The sequence below is a fragment of the Ruminococcus sp. 1001136sp1_2201st1_G3_2201SCRN_220225 genome (genome assembly GCF_040924365.1).
Taxonomy (GTDB): Bacteria; Bacillota; Clostridia; order Lachnospirales; family Lachnospiraceae; genus Blautia_A; species Blautia_A faecis.
Genome location: NZ_JBCOME010000041.1, coordinates 1 through 16,615, shown reverse-complemented (window position 1 = coordinate 16,615; position 16,615 = coordinate 1). Strand labels below are relative to the sequence as shown.

Here is a 16,615-nt window from a genome sequence, read left to right as displayed (position 1 = left end):
TCCTTTCTATTGTTGATTAAGAGTTTCCTCTTTGTTTAATTTATCTACAGCTGCCTGGATAAATCCACGGAACAGCGGGTGAGCATGGTTTGGTCTTGATTTGAACTCCGGATGTCCCTGGGTTCCTACAAAGAATGGGTTTGCCGGAATCTCGATCATTTCCACAATGTGACCATCAGGAGAAGTTCCTGCTATGGTCATGCCTTTTTCTGCCAGTTCTTTGCGATATGCATTGTTAACTTCATAACGATGTCTGTGACGTTCCTGAATTTCTTTCTGTCCGAAAAGTTCCAGGGATAAAGAACCATCCGCAAGCACACATGGATAACTTCCAAGGCGCAGGGTTCCTCCAAGATCTTCCACATCTTCCTGGTCTGGCATAAGGGCAATTACCGGATTGGTAGTTTCTGGTGCAAGTTCAATGCTGTTTGCATCTTCATAACCAAGTACATGACGGGCAAATTCTACGATTGCCATCTGCATTCCAAGACAGATTCCAAGGTATGGGATCTTATGTACACGGGCATACTGGGCTGCCAGGATCATTCCTTCTGTTCCTCTTCCGCCGAAACCACCTGGAACCAGGATTCCATCTACCTGGTAAAGCCTCTGATCCAGGTTCTTCTCGTTTAACTCTTCGGAATCGATCCAGGTAATCTCTACTTTCGCCTTGCATGCGATTCCGCCATGCTTCAGAGCTTCCACCACACTAAGGTATGCATCATGAAGCTGGGTATATTTTCCTACCATGGCAATGTTTACAGTTTTATCCGGATGGCGGAGATTTTCTACCATAGCTTCCCAGTCCGTAAGGTCTGGTTTTCTTTTTTCAAGTCCCAATGACTGCATGACCACATCTGCCAGTTTTTCACGTTCCATCGCAAGTGGGGCCTCATACAGATACTCTACATCCAGATTCTGAAGTACATGGCTTACCGGCACGTTACAGAACAGGGCAATTTTTGCTCTCAGGTCGTCGGTCAGCGGATATTCACTTCTGCATACCAGAACATCCGGCTGGATTCCCATTGCCTGAAGCTCCTTTACACTGGCCTGGGTTGGTTTTGTTTTCATTTCTCCTGAAGCTTTCAGGTATGGAATCAGGGTTACATGGATAAGGATTGCATTTTCATGCCCCACATCATGCTGAAACTGTCTGATGGATTCCAGAAATGGCTGGCTTTCAATATCTCCTACTGTTCCGCCGACTTCGATAATGGCAATCCTGTTTTCATCCGGGGATTTTGCGCGATAGAAGCGGCTTTTGATTTCATTTGTAATATGAGGGATTACCTGTACGGTTCCTCCTCCAAAGTCTCCATGACGTTCTTTTTGTAAAACGGACCAATAAATTTTTCCGGTAGTTACATTGGAATTTTTATCCAGGCTTTCATCAATGAATCGTTCATAATGGCCAAGATCCAGGTCGGTCTCGGTTCCATCGTCTGTTACGAAGACTTCTCCATGCTGAATAGGGTTCATGGTTCCGGGATCAATATTGATGTAAGGGTCAAATTTCTGCATTGTGACCTGAAAACCTCTTGCCTTTAAAAGTCGCCCAAGTGAAGCTGCTGTGATTCCCTTTCCCAGTCCTGACACAACACCGCCAGTGACAAAAACGTATTTTACTGCCATCTTTTGATTTCCTCCTCCAATTGCTTTTAATGTGTTCTAATATGTAAAAAAGGCGTCAAAGAGGAGGATTAGGGGGCACTTAACCTATCCATTTCTCTTTGACGCCTTTGTCAAAACAAATTCTTATTCAAAAATATGCTATATAATATATCATTTTTTTGGCTTTGTCAATCCACTTTTTTTGCTATTTAATTGGTTGGTCGTTATCCCGGACGCGATTTCACAATGTATATTCACCGCCGCGCGTCGCAACGTTCCGGCAAGCTAATGACTAACTACGACTAAGACGCTCAGGAGAGCCTTCGCGCCTAAGTCTCCGTAAGTCATGGATCTCGCCTCCACTAAAACCGCTCCTGAAATGCGCGGCTTGCGAATATACATTGCAAAATCGCTGGTTACTGGAAAGGGAAGAAAGAAACAGTAACGACAACAACGGGGGTGGTGTGAAGTAGTTGGTATCCCGCAACTTTATTGTTTTTTGCCAATCTATCATTGCCAAGAAAGTATCGGGAAACCAATCACTCCCCCTCCCCCTCTGTCGAAAGTTCCTATGTACAAATAAGTCCCAGCCAGTACACAGCATTCGGGCAATGGTGATTGCTCTAGCGAGCCATTTCAGGCGCGGTTTTAGCGTAGGCGAAATCCACTGCTTACGGAGACTTAATCGTGAAGGCTCTCCTGAACGATTTAGTCGCAGTTAGCAGTTAGTTCGCTGGAGCGTTGCGCCGGCGAGTGAGCAATCACCATTGTCCGAATGCGTCCGCCTTGAACAACTTTCAACACACTAAATAGCAATTCGGGGTTAAAAAAAACAGATGCTGTCGGGATACCATGCTGTCTCATATTTCAAGTCGTTCCCGGCAATATCTGTTTTTTACGATTTTTATAGACACCTTAAAAGGTGCCAGTTTACAACTGCTTAATCAGGCAACTGCAAACTTCTGTAATGTACGGTTAAATTCCTTGCTCTCGCCATGGCACTGTACAGTAAGAACCCTTGTAAGATCCATGCTCAGAACTCCCAGAATGGATTTTGCATCAATGATGATTCTGTTATAGAAAACATCTATGTCAAAATCACATTTACCTGCTGCCTTTACGAATTCCTGAACATCCTCCTTCGCATTCAGCTTAATCTGCTTCTGACACATCGTTATCACCCTTTCTGTTTTACAGGAATTATAATTTCCTTTTCTATCAAAATCAAAGGCTCTTGAAAACGTTTTCCTTTGATTGAGGCAAATTATGCACCAAGTCTCGATATTTGTCAAGTTTTTTCTTTCACGCTTTTTTGTAACATTTCAGGAATAAATATACCGATTGCACAAATATGCGACCGGTATATTGGTAATTATGCACTATTTTATTATTATGGAAGTTCTGAGACAACCTGCACAGGAAAAATTATTTCTCTTATATCTTATGAATTTCAAAATCATTTTGTAAATTATTCTCATCTGGAATTACCATCGGATACTTTCCGTCAAAGCATGCCTTGCAAATAGGAAGTCCACCTGCCATGCCCTCCAGATAATCAATCTCCATATAACCAAGGGAATCGGCCCCTATCATCTTACAGATTTCTTCTGTGGAGTGCTGTGCTGCGATCAGCTGGTCATTGCTTGGCACATCGGTTCCGAAATAGCATGGATGTAAAAATGGCGGGGAACTGATCCTTACGTGCACTTCAAGAGCGCCTGCTTCTTTCAGCATGCGGATCAGGTTTGCTATGGTAGTTCCACGGACAATAGAATCATCCACAAGCACAATGCGTTTTCCTTTTACAACTGCATCCAATACGCTCAGCTTCAGATGAACGCTGGATTCTCTCTCCTTCTGAGTAGGTTTGATAAAAGTTCTGCCAATATAAGAGTTCTTATAAAATGCAAATCCGAATGGAATACCAGATTCTTCAGAAAATCCCTTGGCTGCAGGAAGACCGGATTCCGGAACGCCGGTGACAAGATCTGCCTCCACAGGATAAGATTTTGCAAGGGATTTACCGCCACGTATACGTGCGTCATAAACCTTTACACCGTCCATGGTACTGTCCAGTCTTGCAAAATAGATATATTCAAAAACACAGTGAGCACGTTTTTTCACAGTATCTGCAAGAGTCATGTCTGACTTCACGCCCTTGCGGCTGATCGTAATCATCTCACCAGGTTCGATATCACGGATAAACTCGGCACCTACAGAAGTAAGTGCACAGCTCTCAGAAGCCAGCACGTAAGCATTGTCCCTTTTTCCAAGGCAGAGAGGCTTTAAGCCATAGGGGTCACGGACTCCGATCAGCTTACGGGGACTCATGATCACAAGACCGTATGCGCCTTGCAGCTTCCTGGCTGTATTCAGAACCGCTTCCTCTACACAGCTGGTATGTACCCTCTCTCTGGCTACATGAAATGCGATCACTTCTGAGTCAGTGGTGGTATGAAAAACTGCTCCGCTCTGGATCAGTTCCCATTTCAGTGTCCCAGTGTTAACAAGGTTTCCATTGTGTGCCAGTGCCAGACTTCCTTTTACATAAGATAAAACCAAAGGCTGTGCGTTCTCTGCAACGGATGCTCCTGTTGTGGAATAGCGTACATGTCCGATTCCGATATCACCACTCATCTTATGGAGTGTATCCTCGCGAAGCACCTCGCTTACCAGTCCAAGATCTTTGTGAAACTTAACATTTCCAATAGGTCCCTTAGTATCCGATACTGCCAGGCCACAGGCTTCCTGACCACGGTGCTGCAAAGAAGTCAGACCATAGTAGATAGAAGACGTCACATCATTTCCATCCAGGTCATAGATTCCGAAGACACCACACTCTTCTTTAATCTCTGCCATTTGTTTTCCTCCTCGGTACTGAGTTTTATTTTAATGATCAAATCCAATCTCAGAAATGCATCCCATTTCGTCGATTTGGCGTATCGCCAAATAAATTTACACCCAGGAACGTATCGTTATGCAGGCTCTAGAGCGTGTTTGAAAAAGGCTTTCTGCAAGATGTGCGTCACAATTTGTGGGAGATTTTGTCCGGATGAGGGCGTCGTAGCGGGCTACGACAACCGAATTCGGGCAAAATATACCGCAAAGTGGGGCGTGCAGATTGCAGGAATGCTTTTTCAAACACGCTCTAGTACATCGAAAATTAAGTATCTGCTATATTGACGCAGGATGATTTCTTCATATGCAAGGCGGAGGAAGGAGGCGTAGCGGTGGCTACGGCGACCGACGTAGGCGCAGCAGATGAAAAATCAGACAAGTCAATATGGCAGTTACTTAATATTCGATGTACTAGCTGTAAATTTGCTTAGCTCTGAACAAAAATTATAATGGAAGAAACCTATTTGTCAAGTATGCCTATCCTAATTTGAACAAGAACTTTTTTCAGCCAACCGCAAAATCTTTTTGGAATTTTTTTCAAAAAAACTATTGACATCTGGTTTTTTTTGAGTATACTACAGAACATAAAGCAAAGGCGCTTTGGAATACAGAAATGTATCCAAGGCGCCTTTTTCTTTTATCAAAAATAAGGATGAAGAAAGACATGAAAAGTGAAAGGAGCGTATCCGTTATGACACAGAATATTCCCGAAATCTATGGAAGTCTTGTTTTCAACGACAGGATTATGCGCAGTAAATTACCTAAGGACATGTACAAAGCACTGAAAAAGACCATCGAAAATGGTACTCATCTGGAGCTTGATGTTGCGAACTCCGTTGCAGTAGCCATGAAAGAATGGGCAATCGAAAATGGTGCTACTCATTATACACACTGGTTCCAGCCTATGACAAATGTAACAGCTGAGAAACACGACAGCTTCATTTCCCCAACAGGCGATGGACAGGTAATCATGGATTTCTCCGGAAAAGAACTTGTAAAGGGTGAACCGGATGCTTCCAGTTTTCCATCCGGCGGTCTTCGTGCTACTTTTGAAGCACGAGGATACACAGCATGGGATCCAACATCACCAGCCTTCATTAAAGACGGAACTCTTTACATTCCCACAGCATTCTGTTCCTACAGTGGTGAGGCACTTGACAAAAAGACTCCTCTCCTTCGCTCTATGGATACCTTAAATAAAGCAGCCGTAAACATGCTTCACGTTCTTGGAAACAAGGGAATTAAACATATTTCCACAACAGTAGGACCTGAGCAGGAATACTTCCTGGTTCCAAAGGAACTTTATAAAGAAAGAAAAGACCTTGTATTCTGCGGACGTACCTTACTTGGTGCTCCAGCTCCTAAGGGACAGGAAATGGAAGATCACTACTTTGGAACTCTGAAGCCAAAGGTTGCAGCTTACATGCATGATCTTGATGTAGAACTCTGGAAGCTTGGCATTCCTGCAAAAACAAAACATAACGAGGTTGCTCCTGCACAGCATGAGCTGGCTCCTGTATTTGATACCACAAATGTAGCCGTTGACCACAACCAGCTGACAATGGAAATCATGAAAAAGGTTGCTGACAAACATGATCTGGTTTGCCTGCTTCACGAAAAACCATTTGAGGGAATCAATGGAAGTGGTAAGCACAACAACTGGTCCATGATCACAGATGATGGCGTAAATCTTCTGGATCCTGGAAAAACACCATCCGAAAACATTCAGTTCCTGGTATTCTTAATGGCAGTTATTAAAGCAGTTGATGAATATGCTGATCTTCTTCGTATCTCCGTTGCAAGTGCTGGAAACGATCACAGACTTGGTGCCAATGAGGCTCCGCCAGCAGTTGTATCTATTTTCCTTGGTGATGAGCTTACCGAAGTTCTGAAATCTATCGAAAATGATACTTACTTTACTTCTCACGGCGCTGTACAGATGGATATCGGAGCAACTGTTCTGCCGCACTTTGTAAAAGACAATACTGACAGAAACCGTACTTCACCATTTGCATTTACCGGAAACAAATTCGAGTTCCGTATGCTTGGTTCTGCAGCTTCTGTTGCAAACCCGAATATTGTATTGAATACAGCTGTTGCAGAAGCTCTTGACCAGTTTGCAAAAGAGCTTGACGGTGTAGCTCCGGAAGATATGGAACATGCAGTTCATGAACTGATTAAGAGAGCCATTAAGAAACACAAACGTGTAATCTTCAACGGTAACGGTTATACAGATGAGTGGATTGAAGAGGCTGAAAAACGTGGTCTTTACAACCTGAAGTCTACCCCGGATGCTCTCCCAATGTGGATTGCCCAGAAGAATATCGACCTGTTCACAAAGCACAGCATTTTCACCAGCGAAGAGCTGCACTCCCGTTATGAAATCTGGCTTGAGAACTACTCCAAGACCATCAACATCGAATCTAACACAATGGTTGAAATGGTTCAGAAAGACCTTCTTCCATCTGTTATGTCTTATATTGAAGAAATTGCAAGCACAGCAAGCCTGAAAGCTTCTGTTGTTCCTGGAATCACCTGTGAGAGTGAAACTGCTCTTATCACCAAGCTTTCTGGACTTCAGGATGCTATGACAAAAGGTCTTGAGAAGCTGAAAGCTGATACAGCAAAAGCAAGAGCAACTGATGATGTTCTGGAAAATGCAAAACTGTATCAGGCTGAAGTACTTGAGGACATGGAGGAACTGAGAAAATCTGCTGATGAAGCTGAAACTCTCATTCCGGATGATCTGCTTCCATATCCTACATATGGAAAACTTCTCTTCTATATCTGATCAGATTTACAGAGGAGAATTCTAAATGAAAGAAACTGTTCCTGTTTTTGGAATTTGTTTCTCACACAGGTAAATACAGGGGATATCTATTATGAAACTCTACTTCATAATTCATTATCGATTTCCTCATCCATTAATCACACGATACGGATATCCCCTGTTTTACATATTAATTTTACAACTGAATATTTCGTTACTGTTCACTGGTAACATTCCGCAAGGTGTTTTTTGTAAACAAAGTTCACAGAAAACCCGAGAATTAAGTTTGCGCAGCAAACGCTACTTCTTGTGCCTGTCACAAGAAGGTTCGTCTTTCTGTGCATCGCGAAGCGTGTTACTGGTCACAGAGTGAACAGTAACAATATTTCTGCAGACGCAGACAATATACCATGATCGTAAAGGCGCGAAAGGAAAAACAAATTTGTTTTCTCTTTCGCGCTTTTTGATATTAAAACCGTGTTTTTCGAAATATTTCGAAAAGTACGAAAAGAGGGAGGAAATTATTATGGATTATTCAGCAGTAAACACGATCTGGGTACTTGTTGGTGCCGCGTTGGTCTTCTTTATGCAGGCCGGATTTGCTATGGTAGAAACAGGTTTCACCAGAGCAAAAAATGCAGGTAACATTATTATGAAAAACCTGATGGATTTCTGTATCGGTACTCCGGCTTTCTGGCTGGTTGGATTTGGAATCATGTTCGGTGCAGGAAACGGCTTCTTCGGAAGAATCGGCGGTATCGCTTCAGAAGCAAATTATGGCAGTGCAATGCTTCCTGACGGAGTTCCGTTCTGGGCATTCCTGATTTTCCAGACAGTCTTCTGTGCTACTTCCGCTACAATCGTTTCCGGTGCTATGGCTGAGAGGACCAAATTCTCATCCTACTGTGTATACAGTCTTATGATCAGCCTTGTAGTATATCCGATTTCCGGTCACTGGATCTGGGGCGGCGGTTTTATCAGTCAGATGGGCTTCCATGATTTCGCAGGTTCCTGTGCAGTACATATGGTAGGTGGTGTGGCTGCCTTTATCGGTGCCGTCATTCTTGGACCACGTATCGGAAAATATTCCAAAAGCGGAAAATCAAAAGCAATTCCAGGTCATAACCTGACAGTCGGTGCACTTGGTGTATTTATCCTCTGGTTCTGCTGGTTTGGTTTCAATGGTGCTTCCACTGTATCCATGGAAGGCGATGCAATTGTAAGTGCAGGAAAAATCTTCGTTACCACAAACCTTGCTGCTGCAGTTGCAACTGTAACGGTTATGATGATCACATGGATCCGCTATAAAAAACCAGATGTATCCATGTCACTGAACGGATCTCTTGCAGGTCTTGTTGCAATTACTGCAGGATGTGATACCGTATCTCCTACATCTGCTGCTATTATCGGTATTGTAGCTGGTTTTGTCGTAGTATTTGGTATTGAATTTATTGATAAAGTATTAAAAGTGGATGACCCGGTTGGTGCTGTTGGTGTCCATGGCTTAAACGGTGCATTTGGTACTCTTGCTGTTGGTCTTTTCTCCGATGGCGCTGGTACAGACTGGAAAGGTCTTCTTGTTGGCGGCGGTTTCCACGGATTTGGTGTACAGCTTGCCGGAATGCTTATCACAATTGCATGGGTTGCAGTTACAATGACAATTATTTTCCAGGTTATCAAACATACTATAGGTCTTCGAGTATCTGCTGAAGAAGAGATTCAAGGTCTTGATATGAAAGAACATGGTCTTGCAAGTGCTTATGACGGATTTGCTATTCGCGATGCTGTTGCTTCTGTTCCCACTCCTATGGGAACATCCAGAGAATTTACCACTGTTTCCAGACCTTCTGCTCCAGCTGAATTCATTCCGGAAATCCCGGCAGACGGCGTTCATAAGCTTACAAAGGTTGTTATCATTACCCGCCAGAACAAGCTGGAAGAGTTTATGCAGGCTATGAATGAAATCGGCGTAACCGGAATCACCATTACAAATGTTCTTGGCTGTGGTGTCCAGAAAGGTGCTCCGGCTTACTATCGTGGCGTTGAGATGGATATGAACCTACTTCCGAAAGTCAAGATTGAAATTGTTGTCAGCCTTGTTCCTGTTCAGAAGGTTATCGAAACCGCAAAGAAAATTCTTCATACCGGTCAGATCGGTGATGGAAAAGTTTTCGTATACGACATCGAAAACGTTGTCAAGATCAGAACTGGCGAGGAAGGTTACCTGGCATTGCAGGATACTCACGAAGAGTAATAAATTACTTTGACATCTTACTATATTTTTGTTTCCCTTATTTAAAAACAGCTCCTGGAATTTTTCCGGGGGCTGTTTTTTCTTATACGTTTCCGGCACATATGTCCGTCACTGCTGCTTCCTATACAAATATTTTGTTATCCATTATATTTCCGCAAAAGTTTTTCCAGTTCTTCTGAAATTTTTTTCGCATCCTCATACTTGCCTGCCTGAAGTGCGAAAGCTATTCGATTCTCCAGTTCTTTTTTCTTCTGCTCATATTCCAGATAATCCTTATCAAAGTGATCGGCGTAAATCATCTTTCGGAATTTTCGCATACTTACCTTGCGAAGGCCCTTATCCTCTGTGAGAAGCACATAATCCATGCAGTTGGCTACGGTATAAAAATCATGGGAAACCATTAGCACTGTTCCATTGTATTTCTCTATTGCCTGCTCCAATGCCAGCTGAGAATATGTGTCAAGGTGACTGGTTGGCTCATCCAGAAGCAGCAGACCTGCACCTGTTCTGGAAATCTTTGCAAGCTGGAGAAGATTCTTTTCTCCACCGGACAGATCACATACCGGACTGTAGATCAGTTCTTCCTCAAAACCATAGGTTTTCAAGTAAGCTATCACCTGATCATCGGTATTAAAGCCTGCATCCTCAAAATTCTTAAGAACAGTGGCCTTCTCATCAAATACCTCCCCATGCATCTGGGAAAGATATGCCATCTTAACATTTTCGTCAAGACGGATTGCCGGGTTTTCTCCTTTGATAATATCACGAAGAAGGGTCGTCTTTCCAGTACCGTTTGGTCCCACAATTGCAACCTTATCCCCTGCATGAAGAACAAAGGAAACATGTTCCATAATCTCACGGTCAAAGGTCACATTATAGTCTTCTACACTTAACACTATCTTCTCAGCTGCATTTTCCGCATTCGTATCTCCCTGTCCGGACTTTCTTTCACTTTCCAAAGATTCTTCCGGATTTTCACCAGAAACTTCCGCATCCAATACCTCATCTGCATGAAATACAATCTCCGGCTGCTTAATATCCACAAATGGAGACTTTGTTTTTCTCGCTTCCAGACGTTCCAAAAGGGAAACTCTCGCATGCAGACTTCTACCCCTTGTTGCACTGTCAATGGCAGTAGCGCTGTTTCGAAGACGCTCTACAATCTTGCGATTACGCTCGATTTCCTCCATATCTGCCGCAGCCAGCTCCTGCTGCTCAATTTTCATCTGAAGAAGTGCAAAATTATAATCCACATAATTGCCATCAAATTCCTGCATCTCCGTATTCTCCAGATGGAGGATCTTGTTGAAGCAATGATTCAGAAGATAACGGTTGTGGGTGATCACAAGCAATGTTCCCTTATGGGAATTGATCAGATTCCGAAGTGCATTTAAGTGCTGAAAATCCAGGAACACATCTGGCTCATCCATAATAATAAATTTCGGGCTGATCATCATCTCCCGGATGGCCTGCACCAGCTTGAACTCTCCACCACTTAAATTTGTAAGAAGCTGGTCTTCATACCCAGCCAGCCCCGCTGTTTTCAGCTGCTTCCGAATATTACTTTCGTAAAAGTCACCGTCAATGGCATTAAATTCATCTAAAGTCTGCTGATATTCCTCCATCAGCTCCTCCAGATGATCTGTAGCCGCCATATCCTCGCAGATCTGGTTGATCTTATTCTGAAGCCTTACAAATTCTTCACTGATATAATCAAATACCGTAATCTCTTTTTCTTCCTCAACGGTGTAAAACTGACTGACATACCCAATCCTTCCAGGTACATCCACGATCAGCTTTCCATCGTATAAATATTTATCCGGATGAAGGATCATGTTCACCAGTGTACTCTTACCGGTTCCATTGGTCCCGATAAAGGCACAATGCACATCATCCTCCAGGGTAAATGAAATTTTATTATATAACTCTTTATGTGGAAAAGAATAGGATAAATTCTCTGCTTTAATCATAAGTACTCCTCTAATAGCTACCTTTTATTTTAATTTCGGCAGGTTCCACCTGTAATGTGCAGCCAGATACCGCATCAGGATCACCGCTGCAGATCCAAAGATCAAGGAGAACACCACTCCAAACCAGCGGTACGTATACACACAAACAATAGCTCCCACAATGGATGCACATGCATAAATATGCTTTACAAAAATATAAGGCGGCACTTCTGCCATCATATCACGGAGCAATCCTCCGCCAACACCGGTGATGGTTCCCACAAATACCAGCAGGAAAGTGTTGTCTGCAAACCCCTGACGGATTCCAGTATTTACGCCAACCACAGTAAATATCCCAAGTCCTACAGAGTCCATCACCAGCATTACTTTATCATAAGTAACATTTCCTTTCAGCATCTCCCTTTTAAAATAAAGGAGAAAAAACACCAGCACTGAAGTGAGCACTGCTACAGCCGCATATACTGGCTTCTGAAAAACTCCCGGAGGAGTAATTCCCAGCGTCACATCACGAATCATACCACCGCCAACTGCAGTGATCACCCCAAGAACCGAAACTCCGAAAATATCCATCTTCTGCTCCGATCCCACCAGTGCACCTGACGCCGCAAATGCAATAGTTCCAATCATCTCCAAAATAAATGTGATTGTTTCCTGATAACCCATAAAACAATAACCTCGCCCACTTTTATCCATGCCATTCTCATAAAGTTTGCGCAGTAAAAACTACTTCTTGTGTTTATCACAAGAGGGTTCTCCTTTCCCGCTTGTTCCCATAAATGACACCCAATCAGTATAACATATAATTCCCTGTTTGCCACCTGAAAACTCCGAAAAATCCAATTAATTTCAGCATATCCAAATTATTTTTTTGAAACAGCTCAAAAATATGACCGGAAGACTTCTCCTCCGGCCATACACTTATTTTTCTTTAATATTTTTCTTTAATATTTTTCTTAATCTAATATATTTTCATACACGCCATCAACCCTTAACACCGCCAAGTGCAACACCTGCGACGATGTACTTGGAAAGTACCAAGTATACAACAACCAGAGGGATAATAGTAACAAACAGTCCTACATAAACTACACCATAGTCAGTACGGAACTGGTTAGAACTCAGCAGCTGTACAAACATAGGAAGTGTTTTCTTGGAATCTGTTGTCAGCAAAATGGTAGGTGTAAACAGGTTGTTCCACTGTGCGATGAACTGGAAGATTGCCTGTGTGGCAACTGCCGGTTTCATAATTGGAAGGATAATTTTGTTAAAGGTATTCCACTCTTTTGAACCGTCGATTCTAGCTGCCTCGATCATCTCCAGAGAAAGTGTACTTTCCATATACTGTTTCATAAAGAAAACAACAGTTGGAGCTGCAATGGTAGGAATGATCAACGGAACGTATGTATCGATCAGCTTCAGATCCAGCATGAAACGGTAGAAACCGATGATGGAAATCTGACTTGGTACCATCATAACTGCCATAATAAATGCCCATGCAAATTTTTTGAATTTGAAATCATATACATGGATACCATAAGCTGTCAGAGATGAAAAATAAACTGACAGGAAAGTTCCAGGAATCGTAATGGTTGCAGAGTTAATGATCGCTTTCTGCAAAGTAATCTGCATACCGTTCTGCTTGATCATCAGGTTTTTCCAGTTCTCGATCAGGTGTGTGGACGGAATCAGGGAAACACCAGCCTTGATAGACTCAGAATCTCTTGTTGCGTTCATAACCAGAAGAACAAATGGCAAAAGTGCAATGATACAGAATAAAATACAAATAATGGTACGGAAGACTTTCTGATGCAGCATATTCTTGCTGTAGCTGTCTGCTGTTGCGGCTTTACTCATGATCTTCCACCTGCCTTTCTACGCTGTTTCTGCTCTTTTTTCATACGTCTGTCTTCGCTGTCGCTCATAGTTGCGAACAGGATCAGACTGACAACCAACGTGATAATAAACAGTACTACGGAAACGGCTGCTGCCTTTCCAACATCGCTGTTGTACAAACGCATAATATACATGGCCATTGTGGTAGTCTTATCATCTGGCAGACCAACAAGTCCGGTCTCCGGAACGTTGAACAGTGCTGGGATATCATACATCTGAAGACCACCGATTGCGGAGGTAACCAGTGTGTACAGCATAATTGGTTTCAAAAGCGGTAAAGTGATGTAGCGGAATTTTTTCCAGCCTGTTGCACCATCAATATCAGCAGCCTCAAAAAGTCCCGGGTCAATGCCAAGAACGCCTGAAATCAGAAGCAGGGTCGTATTACCAAACCACATCCACCACAGAATTGTGGAGATCAGCCCACGACTTCCTGCTACGCTGGACATAAAATCGAAGTTCTTGCTGAGAACGCCCCAGTCCTTCAACGTCTGGGTGATTGGTCCGTACTGGGAAAATAAAGATTTAAACAGTACAGAAACGGAAGCTGCAGTGATAACACTTGGAAGGTAAACAATAACCTTCATCGCACCGGTTCCTTTTACCTTAACCTTCTCATCCGTCAGCCATACAGCCAGAAGAAGGGAAACCAGAATCTGAGGAACAAAGTTGCAGCCCCACATTACAAGGGTATTTTTCAGATAGCTGAGTACATAACCTCTCTCTCCTGCAGCCATACCAAGGATATTTACAAAATTCTGAAGTCCTGCAAACTCCATGAATTCACGTCCGTTACGTTTGTAGTAGGTTAAGGTACTATAATAGAAAGTATTGATCAGTGGCCACAGCTGGAACACCAGATAAGTGATAAAAAACGGTGCAATAAAGAAGTAGCCATACCTTCCATAATCGATCATTTTTTTCTTTTTCTTATTCATAACAGCCTCCTGTCTGAAGTTGCCTGCTTTTCCCAGGCAGAATGCCTGACACTGGCGGGAGTACCTGCCCCTTTGGGCTTCTGCGCCATCCTCCTCTGCCACTGGCAGTCATTCTGCTTTTTTATAGCAAAAGCAGCTGCTCGCTTATATAAGAATGTGCTGCTCCTTCTTTGGGGAAGAAGCAGCACACTCACTACTTACTTATGATTGACTCTGCAAACTCTTAAGCCACATTATTCTGCGCTCAGGTAAGAGAATGTATCATGGATAGATGCAGTCAGATCTGCAAGTGCAGTATCAAGGTCTTTTTCGCCTGTAGCATAAGCCTTGGTCTGAGTATCCATAAGGGAAAGGATCTGCTGGTCTTCTGCTGTTACCATAGAAGCGTCAAGTCCGTCTGCTAATGGAAGGAAGAACTCCATGAAGTTCTGTCCAGCGTCTGGATACAGATAGCCGTTTCCATCTGCGGATGTACCAGCCTCGATGATCTTGCTGACAGCTGCTGTATTGTTTACATAGTCAGAGTTCAGAGCGTTGATTGCAACCATTCCATCTTCATCACATGTGAAGAACTTCATAATCTTAGCTGCAAGCTCGGTATCTGCACAATCTGTTGTAGCTGCAAGTCCTGTGCCGCCCCAATAGCATTTTGTCTGGGTAGGAACAAGGATTGTGTTGCCTTTCCAAGCATCACTTAAGCTCCAGTATACAAACCATGGGCATCCCATATAAGCAAGTGCTGCGTTAGAATCAACGCCGTCACCACTCATGTTTGCACTCCAGTCAGCGCTCCACTGATCTGTGTTGAAGGTAAGATCTTCATCATAAAGAGTCTTAGCTGTTTCCATATATGTCTTGATGTTGTCATCAATTGTAATCTTATCGTTCTCATCATAGAAGCCCTGGGTTCTGGAACCGGTCAGGCTACGTTTGATCTCATCATAACCGGAGAACAGTTTGCATTTTCCACCGGAAGCGTCATTCACTTCTTTTGCTGTAGCAACAATGGTATCCAGATCTTTGAATTTCTCAGCTAAAGCTGCCGGATCTGTTGTTCCAAGATATTTCTCAGCCAGATCTGCACGAACTGCATAGCATCCAGGAGTTGCCTGCCAGAACAGAGCTCTTACGTTTCCATCAACATCGGATCCAAGATCCAGATTGTACTGATAGCTGTTTGCATAGTCATCAGCTGTGATTCCAAGATCTGCTACATTCTGTACCCAGTCGCTGTTTACATATTTCTGAACATAGTCAACTTCCAGACCCATCATGTCAGGATATAACTCATTTGAAGGATCATCAAGTACAGGATCCAGTTTGCTCTGATAATAATCAGATCCGCCTGTGTTTACGAATACGATTCTTTCATAATCATCTGGATAAGCCTCTTTGAATGGTCCATCAAGGATCTTCTTGATATCATCGTTCCATCCCCATACTACAAAGGAATCATCTGCGGAAGCGTCACCGGTTACTTCGTTTTCCGGTGTTTCTGCATCTTCTGCCATAACCGGGACTGCACATAATGTCATTCCTGCCAGCATAGAAGCTGTTAATAATACGCTCACCATTTTTTTCTTCATGTTACTTCCTCCTTTAATTATATCTTTTAATTTTTTTAATAACTACTTGAAATTTTTTGATGGATACAAAGTTTTCACGGAAGCACCTTTAAAAAGGGTTCCATCCACTGTGTATTTCTCAATAACTGTTGTCTTCGGGTGCTCAATCAGCTCAATCAGCCTTTCTGCCGCTATCCTTCCGATTGCCGCTGTATCCTGGCAAAGGGTTGTCAGCTTGGGTTCAAGAACCTGGGCGATATTGATTCCATCGTACCCGGCTACTGAAATGTCTTCCGGTATCCGAAGTCCTCTTTCCCGTATCTCGTTTATCCCTCCCATCGCTGCATAATCGTCAGGATAGAGAATACAGGTTGGCGGATCTTTCAAATCCAAAAGTTCACCGGTTCTCTCACCTGCCAGATCAGCATCTCTGTAAAAAGACGGTTTTACATATTCATCCGGTTCTTCAATACCCAGCCTTTGCAGGGTCCGGTAAAAGCTTCCCAGACGATTCTTGGTAACCGATGTGTCATCTCCGTGAATGTAAGCGATCTTGCGGTGTCCCTTCTTATATATATAGGTAACAAGTTCTTCCATTCCCTGGATGTTGTTGGATACTACCGATATCCTTCCATCACAGATATGATCGATGGTCACCACCGGAATGTCTGAAAGGAGAAGCTCCTGAACCTCTTCTGCGGTAAAATCCACAC

At 43.1% G+C, this 16,615-nt stretch carries 13 protein-coding genes; 3 read left to right on the top strand and 10 right to left on the bottom strand.

Features of this window, described 5'->3' with window-relative positions:
• Positions 1 to 6: 6 nt before the first annotated feature.
• The 4 genes from AB5642_RS13340 to AB5642_RS13325 form a co-directional block, all read right to left on the bottom strand.
• The gene (locus AB5642_RS13340) at positions 7 to 1,635 is read right to left on the bottom strand and encodes a CTP synthase (protein WP_173736410.1); all 1,629 of its coding nucleotides are present in this window, start codon (positions 1,633 to 1,635) and stop codon (positions 7 to 9) included.
• Positions 1,636 to 2,558: 923 nt separating this feature from the next.
• Positions 2,559 to 2,786, bottom strand: coding sequence for an HPr family phosphocarrier protein (locus AB5642_RS13335; RefSeq protein WP_148462805.1), 228 nt, complete (start codon positions 2,784 to 2,786; stop codon positions 2,559 to 2,561).
• Positions 2,787 to 3,048: 262 nt separating this feature from the next.
• Positions 3,049 to 4,473, bottom strand: coding sequence for an amidophosphoribosyltransferase (gene purF, locus AB5642_RS13330; RefSeq protein WP_148462806.1), 1,425 nt, complete (start codon positions 4,471 to 4,473; stop codon positions 3,049 to 3,051).
• 96 nt (positions 4,474 to 4,569) lie between these two features.
• Positions 4,570 to 4,713 carry a DUF6783 domain-containing protein gene (locus tag AB5642_RS13325; protein ID WP_320055024.1) on the bottom strand — a complete coding sequence of 48 codons (144 nt, stop codon included), beginning with the start codon at positions 4,711 to 4,713 and terminating at the stop codon, positions 4,570 to 4,572.
• On the opposite strand from AB5642_RS13325, the gene AB5642_RS13320 reads away from it, so the two are divergent.
• The 3 genes from AB5642_RS13320 (at position 4,645) to AB5642_RS13310 (ending at position 9,536) form a co-directional block, all read left to right on the top strand.
• A complete protein-coding gene (locus AB5642_RS13320) occupies positions 4,645 to 4,797 on the top strand; it encodes a DUF6783 domain-containing protein (protein WP_320055023.1) in 153 nt (50 codons plus the stop codon). The genes AB5642_RS13325 and AB5642_RS13320 overlap by 69 nt on opposite strands.
• 406 nt (positions 4,798 to 5,203) lie before the next feature.
• The gene (locus AB5642_RS13315; protein ID WP_368371690.1) at positions 5,204 to 7,303 is read left to right on the top strand and encodes a glutamine synthetase III; all 2,100 of its coding nucleotides are present in this window, start codon (positions 5,204 to 5,206) and stop codon (positions 7,301 to 7,303) included.
• 505 nt (positions 7,304 to 7,808) lie between these two features.
• Positions 7,809 to 9,536 carry an ammonium transporter gene (locus AB5642_RS13310; protein ID WP_195392072.1) on the top strand — a complete coding sequence of 576 codons (1,728 nt, stop codon included), beginning with the start codon at positions 7,809 to 7,811 and terminating at the stop codon, positions 9,534 to 9,536.
• Positions 9,537 to 9,673: 137 nt separating this feature from the next.
• Here the strand turns inward: AB5642_RS13310 and AB5642_RS13305 are convergent, their stop codons facing one another.
• From AB5642_RS13305 to AB5642_RS13280, 6 genes are all read right to left on the bottom strand, one after another.
• Positions 9,674 to 11,506 carry an ABC-F family ATP-binding cassette domain-containing protein gene (locus tag AB5642_RS13305; RefSeq protein WP_195392071.1) on the bottom strand — a complete coding sequence of 611 codons (1,833 nt, stop codon included), beginning with the start codon at positions 11,504 to 11,506 and terminating at the stop codon, positions 9,674 to 9,676.
• Between the two features lie 24 nt (positions 11,507 to 11,530).
• Positions 11,531 to 12,199 (bottom strand): TRIC cation channel family protein, encoded by a 669-nt coding sequence (locus tag AB5642_RS13300; protein WP_330589305.1) that lies wholly within the window; start codon positions 12,197 to 12,199, stop codon positions 11,531 to 11,533.
• Positions 12,200 to 12,487: 288 nt separating this feature from the next.
• Complete coding sequence (locus AB5642_RS13295) at positions 12,488 to 13,360, bottom strand: carbohydrate ABC transporter permease (RefSeq protein ID WP_226814790.1); 873 nt, start codon at positions 13,358 to 13,360, stop codon at positions 12,488 to 12,490.
• Positions 13,357 to 14,337, bottom strand: a complete 981-nt coding sequence (locus tag AB5642_RS13290) for a carbohydrate ABC transporter permease (RefSeq protein ID WP_148462811.1) — start codon at positions 14,335 to 14,337, stop codon at positions 13,357 to 13,359. The genes AB5642_RS13295 and AB5642_RS13290 overlap by 4 nt, the downstream gene beginning before the upstream one ends.
• A gap of 233 nt (positions 14,338 to 14,570) precedes the next feature.
• A complete protein-coding gene (locus AB5642_RS13285) occupies positions 14,571 to 15,923 on the bottom strand; it encodes a hypothetical protein (RefSeq protein WP_148462812.1) in 1,353 nt (450 codons plus the stop codon).
• 42 nt (positions 15,924 to 15,965) lie between these two features.
• A partial coding sequence (locus AB5642_RS13280) for a substrate-binding domain-containing protein (RefSeq protein ID WP_368371687.1) occupies positions 15,966 to 16,615 on the bottom strand: 650 nt, incomplete at its 5' end.

Bases quoted from the DNA above. Each gene is read 5' to 3' on its own strand.
- AB5642_RS13340 (WP_173736410.1), bottom strand. From the start codon at position 1,635: ATGGCAGTAAAATACGTTTTTGTCACTGGCGGTGTTGTGTCAGGACTG.
- AB5642_RS13335 (WP_148462805.1), bottom strand. From the start codon at position 2,786: ATGTGTCAGAAGCAGATTAAGCTGAATGCGAAGGAGGATGTTCAGGAA.
- purF (WP_148462806.1), bottom strand. From the start codon at position 4,473: ATGGCAGAGATTAAAGAAGAGTGTGGTGTCTTCGGAATCTATGACCTG.
- AB5642_RS13315 (WP_368371690.1), top strand. From the start codon at position 5,204: ATGACACAGAATATTCCCGAAATCTATGGAAGTCTTGTTTTCAACGAC.
- AB5642_RS13310 (WP_195392072.1), top strand. From the start codon at position 7,809: ATGGATTATTCAGCAGTAAACACGATCTGGGTACTTGTTGGTGCCGCG.
- AB5642_RS13305 (WP_195392071.1), bottom strand. From the start codon at position 11,506: ATGATTAAAGCAGAGAATTTATCCTATTCTTTTCCACATAAAGAGTTA.
- AB5642_RS13300 (WP_330589305.1), bottom strand. From the start codon at position 12,199: ATGGATAAAAGTGGGCGAGGTTATTGTTTTATGGGTTATCAGGAAACA.
- AB5642_RS13295 (WP_226814790.1), bottom strand. From the start codon at position 13,360: ATGAGTAAAGCCGCAACAGCAGACAGCTACAGCAAGAATATGCTGCAT.
- AB5642_RS13290 (WP_148462811.1), bottom strand. From the start codon at position 14,337: ATGAATAAGAAAAAGAAAAAAATGATCGATTATGGAAGGTATGGCTAC.
- AB5642_RS13285 (WP_148462812.1), bottom strand. From the start codon at position 15,923: ATGAAGAAAAAAATGGTGAGCGTATTATTAACAGCTTCTATGCTGGCA.